13 protein-coding genes are annotated in these 14,687 nt (G+C 67.1%); 4 read left to right on the top strand and 9 right to left on the bottom strand.

The window, feature by feature from the left end; genetic code table 11:
* Positions 1-5 precede the first annotated feature (5 nt).
* From ACCQ01_RS02525 to ACCQ01_RS02565, 9 genes are all read right to left on the bottom strand, one after another.
* On the bottom strand, positions 6-650 hold the full coding sequence (locus ACCQ01_RS02525; protein WP_228433475.1) for a DUF4124 domain-containing protein: 645 nt from the start codon (positions 648-650) through the stop codon (positions 6-8).
* Positions 647-1,387: a DUF4124 domain-containing protein gene (locus ACCQ01_RS02530; protein WP_116890837.1), complete on the bottom strand. Its 741-nt coding sequence runs from the start codon at positions 1,385-1,387 to the stop codon at positions 647-649. Before ACCQ01_RS02530 ends, ACCQ01_RS02525 begins: the two co-directional genes overlap by 4 nt.
* A 122-nt stretch (positions 1,388-1,509) precedes the next feature.
* Positions 1,510-2,073 (bottom strand): L-threonylcarbamoyladenylate synthase type 1 TsaC, encoded by a 564-nt coding sequence (gene tsaC, locus ACCQ01_RS02535; protein WP_228433473.1) that lies wholly within the window; start codon positions 2,071-2,073, stop codon positions 1,510-1,512.
* A gap of 8 nt (positions 2,074-2,081) precedes the next feature.
* Positions 2,082-4,577, bottom strand: coding sequence for a DNA topoisomerase I (locus tag ACCQ01_RS02540; protein ID WP_011038837.1), 2,496 nt, complete (start codon positions 4,575-4,577; stop codon positions 2,082-2,084).
* 180 nt (positions 4,578-4,757) lie between these two features.
* Positions 4,758-5,903, bottom strand: coding sequence for an RDD family protein (locus tag ACCQ01_RS02545; RefSeq protein ID WP_228433471.1), 1,146 nt, complete (start codon positions 5,901-5,903; stop codon positions 4,758-4,760).
* Positions 5,904-5,929: 26 nt separating this feature from the next.
* Complete coding sequence (locus ACCQ01_RS02550; protein ID WP_228433468.1) at positions 5,930-6,670, bottom strand: pilin; 741 nt, start codon at positions 6,668-6,670, stop codon at positions 5,930-5,932.
* Positions 6,671-6,710: 40 nt separating this feature from the next.
* Positions 6,711-7,184, bottom strand: coding sequence for a DUF494 family protein (locus tag ACCQ01_RS02555; RefSeq protein WP_011038834.1), 474 nt, complete (start codon positions 7,182-7,184; stop codon positions 6,711-6,713).
* 43 nt (positions 7,185-7,227) lie between these two features.
* Positions 7,228-8,364, bottom strand: a complete 1,137-nt coding sequence (gene dprA, locus ACCQ01_RS02560; RefSeq protein WP_228433466.1) for a DNA-processing protein DprA — start codon at positions 8,362-8,364, stop codon at positions 7,228-7,230.
* Positions 8,365-8,436: 72 nt separating this feature from the next.
* Positions 8,437-9,573: a LysM peptidoglycan-binding domain-containing protein gene (locus ACCQ01_RS02565; RefSeq protein ID WP_228433464.1), complete on the bottom strand. Its 1,137-nt coding sequence runs from the start codon at positions 9,571-9,573 to the stop codon at positions 8,437-8,439.
* Between the two features lie 131 nt (positions 9,574-9,704).
* Between ACCQ01_RS02565 and def the strand changes: the two genes are divergently transcribed.
* From def to ACCQ01_RS02585, 4 genes are all read left to right on the top strand, one after another.
* Positions 9,705-10,217, top strand: a complete 513-nt coding sequence (def, locus tag ACCQ01_RS02570; RefSeq protein WP_014506394.1) for a peptide deformylase — start codon at positions 9,705-9,707, stop codon at positions 10,215-10,217.
* Positions 10,218-10,640: 423 nt separating this feature from the next.
* Complete coding sequence (gene fmt, locus ACCQ01_RS02575) at positions 10,641-11,564, top strand: methionyl-tRNA formyltransferase (protein ID WP_042595220.1); 924 nt, start codon at positions 10,641-10,643, stop codon at positions 11,562-11,564.
* Complete coding sequence (gene rsmB / locus ACCQ01_RS02580; protein WP_228433462.1) at positions 11,564-12,874, top strand: 16S rRNA (cytosine(967)-C(5))-methyltransferase RsmB; 1,311 nt, start codon at positions 11,564-11,566, stop codon at positions 12,872-12,874. The genes fmt and rsmB overlap by 1 nt, the downstream gene beginning before the upstream one ends.
* A 21-nt stretch (positions 12,875-12,895) precedes the next feature.
* A complete protein-coding gene (locus ACCQ01_RS02585) occupies positions 12,896-14,617 on the top strand; it encodes an ArnT family glycosyltransferase (RefSeq protein WP_228433460.1) in 1,722 nt (573 codons plus the stop codon).
* Positions 14,618-14,687 lie beyond the last annotated feature (70 nt).

Raw genomic sequence — 14,687 nt, forward strand, 5'->3', positions numbered from 1 at the left:
GTGGCTCAGGGCGTCGCGGGCGTGCCGGCGCAGCGGCTCTCGTCCATCACCCGCCGCGCCTGGTCGTAACGTTGCTTGCGCGCGGCCGATTGGGCTTCGTCGGAGAAGCGCCACGCGGCCTCGGCTTGCTCGGCGCGTTGCCGCCACGCCGCGCACAGGCTCTGGTCGGGCACCGGCGCGCAGCGGTCGGTGACCACCTCGCAAGCGCTGCCGCCGCTCTGCGCGGGGCCGCCGGCCAGATTGGTGACCTGCATCGGCAAGCAGCGCGTGGCCGGCTCGCTGTCTTCGGTGAAATAGCGGCCATTGTCGTGCGCGGTGCATTCGAACAGCGGCGGTGGTGGCAGTGACGAGGTGGCGGTGGTGGCCGTCGGCACAGCGGCCGGCGCTTGCGGTGCGGGCGCCACTGCAGGCGGCGCTTGCGTGGCCGCGCGGGCAGGCGCAGAACGGGCGGATACCGGCGCCGCTGCACTGGACGGCAACGGCATGGCAGCTGGGGCGGTCATCAGTTTCTTCTGCTGCTGCACGCCCTTCGGGCAGGGCATGTTCTGCACCGTCAGCGCGCCTTGCGCATCGGTGCAGCGGTAGATCGCCACTTCCTGCGCGCTGGCGGTGGACGCCAGCACCAGCATCACCCAGCCCCAGCGGCTCATGCGCCGCCGCAGTCGCGCTGCAGGCGCGCATCGATGCCGCGCTGCTCACGGGTCAGGTCCACGCGCTCGCTCTGCAGGGCGCTGTTATAGCGACGGATCAGCTCCCATCTGCGGTCGGCCAACCGTGCACAGACTTCCTGCTCGGGCAGGGCGTGGCATTCGTCGCGGATCTGCACATTGCCGTAGGGCACGATCACCGTGCCGCCGTAGCCATTGCCGTAGCCGCCGCCACCATAGCCGCCGCGCCCACCCCGGTACCCGCCATCACCGCCGGCCTGGATCGCACCGCTGGCACCGGCTGGCCGTGGCCCCGGCGGGCGGATGCCCGGCGGCCGGCGGTACGGATCACCCGACACGTAGGCCGGGCCCCAGGTCGGCACCCAGCGCGGATTGCCCTCCGGGCTGTCGCTGGTATAGCGGGTGCCTTCTTCGGTCACGCACTCGTACATCGGCTGCGGCGGCTGCACGGTGACGATGCGTACTTCACGCGGCGGCGGCGCGACCGTTGCGGCAACCGGCGCCGCCCGTGGCGGCTGCGGTGGCGGGTCTTGCGGGCGCTGCAGATCCAGCACCTGCTGGCGGCCGCTGCTGCACGGCGCATCCTGCAGCGCCACGGTGCCGGCGCTACTGACGCAACGGTAGATCCGCACGTTCGGATCGGGCTTGGTGGCGGTGGCAGGCGCGGCCTGCGCGGTGAGCGTGGCGGCCAGCAGCAGGAAGGTCGGGATCAGGCGCATGCACGCAGTGTGCGCGCGTTATGGGCTCTGGCAAAGAGGCGGCAATGCCCGCGCTGAACGCGTAACCACGCGCCCAGGCGGCGGTTGCGTGCAGCAACCGCCGCAGTGTTTCGACGCCAGCGTCAGTCGCGCAGGATCTGTCCGGTGCGGGCGTCGCGGATCGGGGTGGGCTGCGCCAGACCGCCGACCTCGCCGTCGAGCACGCCGTCGATGCGGGCCAGCAGGGCCGGGTCCAGCGCTGCGCGACTGCGCGCGGGCGGCTCACCGGCCAGGTTGGCGCTGGTGGACACCAGCGGCGCGCCCCAGGCCTTGCACAGGGCCGCAACCACCGGATGGGCACTGATGCGCACGGCCAGTCCGTCGTGATCGCCAGTGACCCAGCGCGGCGCCTGCGCGGTCACCGGCAAGATCCAGGTATGCGGGCCGGGCCATTGCGCCAGCACCGCGGTCAGCTGTTCGCTGGCGAGTGCAGCAATATCGATCCAGTCCTGCAACACGTCCAGCCCGGACGCGACCACGATCACGCCCTTGTCCACCGGGCGGCGCTTGATCTCCAGCAGGCGCAGCACGGCGTCCTCCTGTCGCGGGTCGCAGCCCAGCCCCCACACCGCTTCGGTGGGGTAGGCGATCACTCCCCCGCGGGCGAGAGTGGCAACGGCAGCGTCAAGATCCGGTGCGTGCGGCATGCGCTGACTCAGCCAGCCGCCTTGCTGACGGCTTTCTTGACCACGCGCTTGGTCGCCTTCTTGGCGGCCTTCTTCGCGGGTGCCTTCTTGGCCGCGGTCTTGGTGGCGACTTTCTTGACCGCCGCCGTCTTCTTGGCCGCGTCCTTGGCTTCCTTGGCGGAATCCTTCACTGCATTCTTCTTGAGCGTGGCCTTCTTGGCGCCAAAGCCCTTACGCACCGGCTTGCCGGTGTCGGCCAGCAGCTGCTGCACTTCCTCGAAGGTCAACGAGGCAGGCTCGCGGTCCTTGGGGATCTTGCCGTTGAGCTTGCCGTCGCTGATGTACGGGCCAAAGCGCCCGTTCAACACCTGGATGTCGCTGCCGTCGAATTCCTTGATCACCCGGTTACGCGCGATTTCTTCCTTCTCTTCGATCAGGAACACCGCCCGCGCCAGATCGATGGTGTACGGGTCGTCCTCTTTCTTCAGCGACGCATACACGCTGCCGCGGCGGGCGAACGGCCCGAAGCGGCCGATACCGACGCTGACGTCCTGGTCCTTGTCCTGGCCCAGGGCGCGCGGCATCTTGAATAGTTCCAGCGCATCTTCAATGGAGATTGAATAGATGCTCTGGCCCGGCCGCAGCGAGGCGAAGGTGGGCTTGTCTTCGTCTTCGACCGTGCCGATCTGCACCATCGGCCCGAAGCGGCCGATACGCGCACTGACTTCCTTGCCGCTGACCGGGTCGGCGCCGAGCACGCGCACGCTGCCGGCATCGGTCTTGTCCAGCGAATCCTTCTTGTCCTCGACCAGTTCCTTGAACGGGCCCCAGAACTTCTCCATCAACGGGATCCACTCGGCTTCGCCGCGCGAGACCGCATCCAGATCGTCTTCCAGATTGGCGGTGAAGTCGTAGTCCACGTAGCGGGTGAAATGCCCGGATAGGAACTTGGACACCGCACGGCCCACATCGGTCGGGCGGAAGCTGCGGCCTTCCATTTCCACGTACTTGCGGAACTGCAGGGTCTGGATGATTGAGGCGTAGGTGGACGGACGGCCGATGCCGTATTCCTCCAGCGCCTTGACCAGCGCCGCTTCGGTGAAGCGCGGCGGCGGCTGGGTGAAATGCTGATCGGTGACGATGCGGTCCAGCGGGATGTTGTCGCCGGCCTTCATCAGCGGCAGCTTGCGACCTTCGTCCTCGTCTTCGCTGCTCTTGGTGTCCTTGCCTTCTTCGTACACGGCCAAAAAGCCCGCCACCACCACAGTGGTGCCGCTGGCGCGGAACACGTGCTCGCTGCCGGCCGACAGATCCACGCTGACGGTATTGAGCGTGGCCGGAATCATCTGGCACGCCACTGCGCGGCGCCAGATCAATTCATACAAACGACGCTCGTCATCAGACAGAAAGCGCGCCACCTGTGCCGGCGTGCGCAATGCCGAGGTCGGGCGCACCGCTTCGTGGGCTTCCTGCGCGTTCTTGGATTTGGTGGTGTAGGCGTTGGGCTGATCCGGCAGCGAGGCGGTGCCGAAATCGCGCGCGATCACGTCGCGGATTTCCGCCAGGGCGTCCTGCGACAGGTTCACCGAGTCGGTACGCATGTAGCTGATCAGACCGACCGAGCCTTCGTCGCCGAGCGCTACGCCTTCATAGAGTTTCTGCGCCACCTGCATGGTCTTGCGGGTGGTGAAGCCGAGCTTGCGCGAGGCTTCCTGCTGCAGCGTGGAGGTGGTGAATGGCGGGGCAGGGCGACGCTTGCGCTCCTTGCTGGCCACATCGGTGACGTGCAGCACGCCTTGCGCGGCCTGCTGGATGCGCAGGCGCGCCGCCTCGGCGGTATCGCCGTCGGTGACGGTGAATTGTTCGAACTTCTGCCCGTCCAGCTTGATCAAGCGCGCATTGAACGGCTGCGAGGGATGCCGACAATGCGCATCGATGGACCAGTATTCGCGGGCGATGAAGGCTTCGATCTCTTCCTCGCGCTCAACGATCATGCGCAGCGCCGGCGACTGCACGCGGCCGGCCGACAGCCCGCGCTGCACCTTGCGCCACAGCACCGGGGAGAGGTTGAAACCGACCAGGTAATCCAGCGCACGGCGTGCCTGCTGCGCGTCCACCAGGTCGGCGGCGATCGCGCGCGGCTTGAGCATGGCTTCCTTGATCGCGCGGGGCGTGATCTCGGTGAAGACCACCCGCTGCATCGTCTTGTCCTTCAGCAGCCCGCGCTCTTTCAGGATCTCGGCGATATGCCAGCTGATCGCTTCACCCTCGCGGTCCGGGTCGGTCGCCAGATAGATGTCGTCGGCGCTCTTGGCAGCCCGGGCAATCGCCTCGACGTGCTTCTCGTTCTTTTCGATCAAGTCGTAGCGCATCGCAAAGCCGTTGTCCGGATCCACGGCGCCCTCCTTGGGAACCAGGTCACGCACGTGCCCATACGAGGCCAGGACGGTGAAGTCCTTGCCGAGGTATTTATTGATCGTCTTGGCCTTGGCGGGCGATTCGACGATGAGCAGGTGCTTGGGCATGGTGGCAAATTCTTGGGGCGGAGCCCGGGGGGCAGGTAGCGTGGCCTAATTGGCCGGTCGAGGGAAGCAGATCGGCTGTTTCGCACACGTCGACGCCCGGGAAGGTGCCCGGGCGTTCAGTTCTCTTATTAGAAAGATCACGGCGAGCGCCGCTGTGTCAAGCGGCCAGCGCCGCGGTTGTCAACTCTGGTTGATGGCGATCACCGCAAACAGGACGCCGAACACAATGGAGATCAGTAGCATCACTGCGTAGATCGCCAGCACCACGATGGTGACTGTGTCCAGGCCCACCTGCTGGCGTTCCGGCGTGTCGGTGTAGGCCCAGCGGTCCACCACCAGGGTGTCGCAGACCTTGTCGTGGATCGCCTGTTTGCGTGCGCTCATGCCGGCCATGAAGGCTGAGACGATCGCCCCGATGCCCAGCGTCAGCACCGTGATCAGCATGTAGGCCAGGTAGCGCAGCATGTTGCGCCAGAAGCTGACCCGGCCACCGTTGCCGTTCACCAGCTTGATGCCGCAGGCGAGCTTGCCCAGGCTGGCCTGGTGGCGGCTGGACTGCATCCACGCAAAGTAAATGGTTGGGATCAGCAGGCCGATGCCATAGGCCAGGATCATGATCGCCACCGTGCCGCTCGCGCCCTCCAGGCTCGACGCCGAGCTGGAGGCGCCCAGGCCGATCGACAGCACCAGGACCACCGGGATGACGATCAGATAGACCGCAAACGTGGTGATGAAGCTGTCCAGCACGCTGGCGGCCACCCGGCGCCACAGGCCCGCGTAGACGATCGGTGCGTCCGCGACCGGCGCAACCCCGAGAGAGGTCGCCGGCATGTCCCAGGCGGCCGGCAACGGTGTCGCCTGGGCCGGTGTGGCTGGGGACGCGGTGGTGGCTGGCTGGTGTTCGGTGGACTCGGCTGCAGTAGTCGCCGACCATGCGCCAGGGGACGGCGCGGAGCTGGTGACGCTACCGGCGTCCACGGGAGTCGAAATGTGTGCGGCCGGCACGCTGTCTGGCTGCGTGGTCTGGGGCGTGACCGGCGTGAACCCGGCCTCTGGCACCGGATCGGCACTGGTCGCGGCGCCAGGCGAGGGATCTGCAGTGACCGGCGCAGGCGTTAACGCGGATGCCGTCTCGCGCGTTGCGGCGGGCGTCTCCAGACCCAGTTCGGCAGCCACCTCCGCCAGCGTCACCCATTGCGCCAGGCCTTCGCGCCAGACCAGGCTGGAACGATCAATGACGCCCTGTTCCAGACGCGCACGGAGCGTGTCCGTGTCCACCGGTCCCTGGCGTTGCCGCTGCGCATCGGCGTAGTACCACTGCGTCATACTGTCCCCTTGGTCAAAACCGTTGCCTAGCCGCGGCAATCCTGCGGCAGAAATTTGTCGTCGATCTCGGAACTGCAGTCCCAGCTGCTGGCGTCCTGATCCAGGTCCAGCCACAACGGTTTGCCGTCGAGCTTGGCGTTGTCCGGCGTGTGCAGCAAGGCCTCCACGCCGCACTGGGCCGTGTCGAAGTGTCCGATGCGCACGATGCCCAACGTCCCCGATGCATAGTGTTCTGGCGGATGGAAGCCGGCGTCGTCATTGGTCGGGCAGCGGCCTTCGCGTTCCAGAAATTCGGCGATCTGCGGCTTTAATGGTGCCAACGCGCCAATGGCTTGGCTGACTTTGGCGCGCGCGGTGTAGTCCTGATAGGCCGGCAGTGCGATCGCAGCGACGATGCCGAACACAAACGCCAGTCCAACCACGCCAATCACTGACCCGACCGCAATCCCGACCGCCCAGCCGGCACCGTTACGCGAGGTAGCGACGGGTGTCGAACGAGGGGAAGATGAAAGGGCGGGGCGCGGCGGGGTTGTGCCGACAGCGGTAGGCGGCAACGGCGGTGGCAGCGGCGATGACGCCACGTCGGTGGCGATCGGTGGGCCCAATTCTGCGGCGCATGCAGCCAACGGCGCCCAGTGAGGCATACCTTCGCGCCAGACCAGCGAATCCAGCGCAATCAGGCCGTCGCGGTACAAGTCCCGCAGCGCCTCCACGTCCACCGGGCCACGCCGCTGGCGGCTGCCATCGGCGTAATACCAACTGCTCATCCCCGTCCCCTCGCTCGCGCGTCCGTCGCGGCTTCTGCCTTCAGTGTACGGGTTCAGGCTCGTCGAGGAACATCTGCGTTTCCATCCAGGCGTAGGCCGCTTCGGCGCCCGGTTGGTTGAACAGCACCATCAACACGACCCATTTGAGGTCGTCCAGATCCAGTTCGTCCTGGTCCAGCGCCATGGCGCGGTCCAGCACCAGCTCGCGCTGGTCGGCGTCCAGGATGCGGTGCTGCTCCAGGAACAGCAGAAAGCCCCGACAATCGACGTCGAGCTTGTCCAGCTCCGGGCCGTGGTAGATCCGCACCGGGCCGTCGACATGTGGACGCGCGACGCTTGGCCGCTGCTCGGCGAGCGCGTCCAGCCAATCGAAGGCTTTACTGATCTCGGCAGGGCTGAAGCCGGCCTGGATCAGGCCGTTCTGAAGCGAATCACGGTCGCGGACCAGGTCCGCATCTTCGCTGAAGTAATGTTCGAACAGGTACAGCAGTACATCGAGAATGCTCTCTTTCATTGCCCCTCGGCCTGCGTCGCGCGACGCTGTGGAGGTGAAGAAACTAGGGATTGCGGGTATAGCGACCGTGCTCGGTGACCACGTCTCCCTCCAGTTCCATGATCAGCAGCATGGAGGACAGCGCGGCGGCCGTCAATCCGGTGCGTTCGAGCAATGAATCCATAGGGGTTGGGTCGTGGCCCAGGGCGTGCCACAAGCGCTGGTAGTCGGGATCGGAGCGCCGCGGGGTGGGCTGCAGGACCGTCCTGGCCTGTTCAGTGGGGGCGGTCAGGCGTTGGCGCAAGGCATCGGCCAGCTCGCCGGACAGCAGGCGTAGCCCTTCGACGAGTTGCGCCGGCTCCTGCACCAGCGTGGCGCCCTGTCGGATCAGGTGGTGGCAGCCGCGGGCAAGCGGGTTATGCAGCGAGCCGGGCAGGGCGAAGACCTCACGGCCAGCCTCGGCCGCCAGCCGGGCGGTGATCAGGGCGCCGGAGCGCATCGCCGCCTCCACCACCAGCGTGCCAAGCGCAAGCCCGGCAATGATGCGATTGCGTGCCGGAAAGTGCGCAGCCACCGCGCTCGTGCCTGGCAGGTATTCGCTGACCACCGCGCCGCGCGCGGCAATCCGGTCGCGCAAGGAATGATGCTGCACCGGATACGCCACGTCCGGGCCGGTGCCGACCACCGCCACGGTGATGCCGTCGGCACGGGCGAGCGCGGCCTCGTGTGCGATCGCATCCACTCCGGCCGCCATGCCGCTGACGATGCCGAGCCCGGCATTGGCCAGGCTGGCGGCGAAGTGACGCGTATGGTCGCGGCCACCGGCACTCGCTGCCCGGCTACCGACCACCGCCACGCAGGGGTGCCACAACGCGGCGGGGTCGCCGTCCACGAACAGCATCAAGGGCGGATTGACGATATGCCGCAACAGTGCGGGGTAGTCCGCGTCCCGCCAGCCGATCAGGTGATGGCCTGGTTGCGCGCACCAGCGCAAGGCGGCGTCCAATGCCGGGGTGTCAGGCGTTTGCAGCTTGGCGATCTGGAGCGCGTCGCAGCCGGCAGCCCGCCAGGTGGCCGGGCCGGCAGCCAGGATCTGGGAGGGGGCGTCGAAGGCGTCCAGCAGCGCGCGGCGTGGCGGGCTGCGTCCACCAGCCAGCAGTAAGGTGAGCAGGGCGCGGCGGTCGGGTTCGGTCAGGTCCATGCCGGCAGCGTAGGCCGCAAACGACGACGGCGCCCTCGGGCGCCGTCGCGTTGGTGCGTCGGATTTTTCCCGTTACTTCGCGTCGGGATGCTTCACGAAATATCCCAGGCCGGTCGGCTTGACGCTTTCCATCACCAGCGCGTAGCTGACCCGGTCGTAGGTGCGGAACACCATCGCGTGCGCGGCATATTCGTCCGGCAGGCCGACCGTGGAACTGGACGGGCCGCTGAACCCATCATCTGCACGCGAGAAGCGCGAATGCTTCACGCGGTCGCTGACTGTGCGGCCCTTGCGCCAGATCGAGAACACCGTGCCGTTATCGATGCCCTCGCGGGCGCCGCCGGAAATGGCGATCACGTCGCGGGTGCCGCCTGCGGTGAACGCATCGGCAATGGCCAGCACGCGCAGTTCGGTCTGCACCGCCTGTTCGGACGGCGGATGTGGAATGAACTGCAGGTCGTAGGGCTGCGCTTCGATCGCGATGATGCGATCGCCCGCCCGCACTTCGCGGCCACTGTCCTGCAACAACAGGGTGGCGGCCTTGGAATTGCCGGCGGCGGCGCTGCGGGTGATCGTGCCGATGTTGACCTGGGTCAACTCATAGCCGAGGAACTCGCGGCGGGTGCTGGGTGCGGCATAGAATTTCCACAGCGAACCCGACCCCGGAACCGTATCGCCAGCTGCGTCCAGGTCTTCGTTGTGCTTTGGCAGGCTGAACTGCGTTGTCGGCCTGACCACTGCAAAACGCTGGCCTGGCTGGGCATCTTCAAGCCCGACCACGTAGGCGACCTGCTCGGCCGACGCACGCAGCCGATTGCCTTCCAGACCCACCACATACGGCAGCTCGTCGAAGTCTTCGACCACGCGCAGGTTCTTCAGGAACGGCTCGACGTCGGCCAGCGGAATGGCGTTGATCGGTGCTTCCTGGCGCGGGCCGGGCTGTACGGTGCCCTTGGCGACGCGGTCCAGGTAGGCCAGGCTGATCACGTCACCCGGGTAGATCAGATGCGGATTCTGGATTTGCGGATTGGCCTGCCAGATTTCCGGCCACAGCCACGGTTTTTCCAGAAAGCGGCCAGCGATATCCCAAAGGGTATCCCCCTTGCGGACCACGTAGGTATCTGGATGTTCGCCCACCGCTTGCGCGGCAGCGTAGGTCGCGACGGTCAGCATCGCCGCAGCGACGACCGTACGAAGTCGGTTCAACATGAGTGCCTTCTTGCCTGATTCCCCAACAGGTCCGCGCACTATAGTCCAGAAACCGGGGCGCCACGCAAGCATTGCGCTAGAATGACGCCGTCTTGCCGGCCCAGCGCCGGTGTTCCCTGACGGGTAATCCCATGGCTTTGCTCCCCATTCTCGAATTTCCCGATCCGCGGCTGCGCACCAAGGCCGTGCCGGTCGATGCGGCCGAGGTCGTCAGCCCGGCGTTCCAGACCCTGCTCGATGACATGTTCCAGACCATGTACGAGGCGCCCGGCATCGGCCTGGCCGCCAGTCAGGTGGACGTGCACAAGCGTTTCATGGTGATCGACGTCAGCGAGGAGAAGGATGCCCCGCAGGTGTTCATCAACCCCGAGATCGTCACCAGGCAGGGCGAACAGGTGTACCAGGAAGGCTGCCTGTCGGTGCCCGGCATCTTTGCCGATGTCAGCCGCGCCGATGCGATCACCGTGCGCTATCTGGACCGCCAGGGGCAGGCCCAGGAACTGAGCACCGATGGCCTGCTGGCGGTGTGCATCCAGCACGAAATGGACCATCTGGACGGCAAGCTGTTCGTGGACTATCTGTCGCCGCTCAAGCGCGAGATGGTCCGCAAGAAACTGGCCAAACTGCGCAAGCATGTGGCGTGAGGGCCGGGATTGGGGATTTGTGATCCGGGATTGGCAAAAGCGGGTTCTTGCTGGTCTTTGAGTCCGCTGTTTCAAATCTTCGGGCGCGGATCCTGGTGTGATCTGTTTCTTGGCGTGAGTCGTCGAATCGCCATTGCCCCAGTCCGCGTGTGCAGAGCCTTGAGCCTTGAGACTCGGGATTCGGGATTCGGGATTCGGGATTCGGGATTGGATAAGCCGCTGCCCGTCGCGGTTATCGAATTGCTGTTTGCAATTCCCGCTTCTCACCGCGCCTATCGATGCCGGGCAATGCCGCTTTCGGCGCCAGTCGCCAAACCTGCCCGCGCAACTGTCTACCCTATCTATCAGTTCCATGCCGCCACCGTCCCGGCTAGCACATCTGCCGTTGCGAATCCCCAATCCCGACTCCCAAATCCCAGCCCTATGAGAATTGTCTTCGCCGGTACGCCGGACTTCGCTGTCGCCTCCTTGCGCGCAGCCGCGCAGCGGCATGAAGTGGTCGCGGTGTATACCCAGCCGGATCGCCCTGCAGGCCGCGGCCGCGGGCTGACGCCATCGCCGGTCAAACTGGACGCGATTGCACGCGGTATCCCGGTCTTTCAGCCGCAAACGCTGCGCTCGCCCGAGGCCCTGGCCACCTTGCGCGCGCTGCAGCCGGACCTGATGGTGGTGGTGGCCTACGGCCTGATCCTGCCCAAGGCCGTGCTGGCCGCGCCCACGCATGGCTGCTGGAACGTGCATGCCTCGTTGCTGCCGCGCTGGCGTGGCGCCGCGCCGATCCAACGTGCGATCGAGGCTGGCGACACCGAAACCGGTGTGTGCCTGATGCAGATGGAAGCCGGCCTGGATACCGGCCCGGTGCTGTTGTCGCAGCGCATCGAAATCGGCGAGCAGGAAACCGGCGGGCAATTGCATGATCGCCTGGCCGCGCTGGGCGCGCAGGTGCTGTCCGATGGCCTGGGCCTGTTGCGTGCCGGCATCCGCCCGGTTGCACAGCCGCAGCCGGCCGAGGGCGTGACCTACGCGCACAAGCTGGACAAGGCGCAGGCGCGCCTGGACTGGGCGCAGCCGGCCGAGGAATTGGCGCGGCGCGTGCGGGCGTTCAATCCGTGGCCGGTGGCTGAAGCGATCCTGGCGGGCGAGCGCGTGCGCCTGCATGGCGCGGTGGCGCTGGACCTGGCGCATCAGCAGGCGCCGGGCACGCTGCTGGCGGCCAGCAAGCAAGGCATCGACATCGCCTGCGGCCAGGGCGCGCTGCGGGTGCGGGTGCTGCAGCGCGAAGGCGGCAAGGCGATCACCGCCGCCGATTACCTCAACGCGCGGCGCGACTTGCCGGCGCTGCGCTGATGGCCGCCGAAACCGCGGCAGCCGGTGTCGCCTCGCGCCTGGCCGCTGCCCGCATCCTGGCAGCGGTATTCGACCAGGGGCGTTCGCTGAAAGCCGAGCTGACCGCCGCGCTGCCGGGCGTCAGTGATCCGCGCGACCGTGCTTTGGTTGAAGCGATCTGCTTTGCGGTGCTGCGCCGCCGCCCGGCCTATGACCTGGCATTGCGGCAATGGTTGGAGCGTCCGCTGCCGCCGCGCGATGCCGAGCTCAAGGCGCTGCTGATGGCCGGTTTCGCGCAATTGGATGTCTTGCAGTTGCCCGCCCACGCGGCCTTGTCGGCCACTGTGGAGGCCTGCCGCGCGCTGGGCCGCCCGCGTCAGGCCGGCATGGTCAACGCGGTGCTGCGGCGCGCGCAACGCGAGGGCTTCCCCGCTGTTGCCGACGATGCCGGCTGGCCGTCGTGGCTGCGCAAGCAATTGCGCGCGGACTGGGGCGACCAGGCCGAAGCGATCTTTGTGGAAAGTGCGCGCATGGCACCGATGTGGCTGCGTGTTCAGCGCGCCCGTGTGAGCCCTGCCGAGTATGTTGCGCGGCTGGCCGAGCAGGGCATCACCGCGCACACCGACCCGGTGCTCGCCGATGCCGTGCGCCTGGACACTGCAGTGCCGGTGAGCCAGCTACCCGGTTTTGCGCAAGGCGATGTGTCGGTGCAGGACGGCTCGGCGCAGCAGGTGGCCGATGCGCTGGCCCTGGCACCCGCAGCGCGGGTGCTCGATGCCTGCGCCGCGCCCGGTGGCAAGGCAGCGCACTTGCTCGAGCGTCACCCGCAGTTGCAGCTCACTGCGCTGGATGTGGATGCGCGCCGTCTGGAACGTGTGCGGCAGACCGTGCAGCGGACCGCGCCCGATCGCACGGTGCGCCTGCACGCCGCCGATGCGGCTGATACCGCCGCCTGGTGGGATGGGCAGCCGTTCGATGCGGTGCTGCTGGATGCGCCGTGTTCGGCCACCGGCGTGGTGCGCCGCCAGCCCGACGTGCTGTTGCATCGGCGGGCAGACGACATCGATGCGCTGTGTGCCCTGCAGGCCCGTCTGCTGGATGCCTGCTGGCACACCCTGCGGCCTGGCGGGCAGTTGCTTTACACCACCTGCTCGCTGCTCAAGCGCGAAAACCAGACGCAGATTGAGGCCTTCCTCCAGCGCACCGCCGATGCGCAGGCGCATCCGCTGGGCGCGCAATTCGGCCATGCCGCCGGTGCGGGACGGCAGCGCTTTCCTGGCGAACAGCAGTGCGACGGTTTTTTCTACGCGCTTTTGCTAAAAGCTTCCTGATCCGCGTCCGCAGACATCGCCATGCTCAAGACCCGCGCTTCCAAGGATGTCTGGCTGCTCGCCATCACCGCGGTGCTGGTGATCGGTGCCGGCCTGGGCCTGCGTGACCCCTGGCCATCGGACGAGCCACGCTTTGCGCTGGTCGCCAAGCAGATGGTGCTGAGCGGCGACTGGTTGTTCCCGCATCGCGGCAACGAGCTGTATTCGGACAAGCCGCCGATGCTGATGTGGCTGCAGGCGGCGTTCTACACGCTGCTGGGCAATTGGCGCGTGGCGTTCCTGCTGCCGTCGTTGCTGGCGGCGCTGGGCACGCTGGCTTGTGTGTACGACCTGGGCCGGCGGCTGTGGACGCGGCGCGTCGGCGCCTATGCGGCGTGGATGCTGTTGTTCACGCTGCACTTCACGTTTCAGGCCAAGAAGGCGCAGATCGATCCGCTGGTGGTGTTCTGGATCACCCTGGCCAATTACGGGCTACTGCGGCACCTGCTGCTGGGGCCCGCGTGGCGCTGGTGGACGCTGGGCTGGTTCGCTGCAGGACTAGGTGTCATCACCAAGGGCGTGGGCGTGATTGCGCTACTGATGCTGATTCCGGCCGGTATCGCCGCGTTGCGTGGCTGGCCCGGCGTGCAGGTCCGGGTGCGCGACAAGCGGTTCTGGCTTGGCCCGGTGTTTTTCTTAGTCGCGATCCTGCTGTGGTTCGTGCCGATGGTGGTCACCGCGTTGACGGCCGGCGAGCCCGAGTACCGCGTCTACCTCAACGACATCATGCTGCGGCAAACCGCCAAGCGCTACGCCAACTCGTGGGATCACGCGCAACCGGTGTGGTACCACCTCAAGGGCATGGCCACGATGTGGCTGCCGGTGATCCTGCTGCTGCCCTGGGCGGTGCCGGCCTGGCGGCGTCGGCTGCGGCGACGCGATCCGCGCTACCTGTTGCCGCTGGCCTGGTGGCTGCTGGTGCTGGTGTTCTTCACCATTCCCAATGGCAAGCGCGACGTCTACATCCTGCCGGCGTTGCCGATGTTCTGTCTGGCGCTGGCGCCGTTGGCACCGGGGCTGTTGCGCCGCGTTGGCGTGCAGCGGGTGCTGTTCGGATTTGCGCTGCTGTTGACGGTGGCCTTTGGCGCGGGCGGGTTGGCGATGCTGATCGGCCACCCGGGCTTCGAGCAGAAGATCATGGACAGCCGCGGCGTGGGCAGCGAAGCCACCGACCCGCTGGGCTGGGTGCTGCTGGCAGTGTCGCTGTGGGGCGCTGCCAGCCTGCTGTTGCTGCGCGTGCGACGCTCCGCGCTGGCGGTGGCGTCCTTGCTCGGCGCCTGGTGGGTGGCGTTCGGGCTGATCTGCTACCCGATCTTCAACGACTCCAGCTCGGCCGGCGCGGTGATGCGTGAGGCCGGGCGCCGGATCGGGCCGCAAGCGCAGCTCGGGCTGGTGGCATGGAAAGAGCAGAACCTGCTGATGGCCGACCGGCCGGCACAGACGTTCGGCTTCAAGGTGCCCTGGGAGACGCAGCTGCAGCAGGGCGTGGCCTGGCAGGCGCAGCAGCCGGCCCAGCGCTGGTTGCTGGTGCAGGAAACCGCGCTGCTGGGCTGCGTCGATCGCACTGCCAGCCAGGTGGTGGGCGTGGCCAACCGGCGCAAATGGTGGCTGGTGCCGGGCAGTGCCGTGCATGGGCCGTGCGTGGCCAATGCGACCGAGAAGGTGGTCGAAGCGAAGGAGCAGGGCAACCTGGACACCGAGTGAGGGTGTCCACACCGCAACTGCGCAGCCGTGATGCGGTCAATGACGCAGTGCATTGTCGTCTAGCCTCGAT

It is taken from the genome of Xanthomonas sp. NCPPB 4037, from assembly GCF_041475695.2.
GTDB classification, from domain to species: domain Bacteria; phylum Pseudomonadota; class Gammaproteobacteria; order Xanthomonadales; family Xanthomonadaceae; genus Xanthomonas; species Xanthomonas campestris.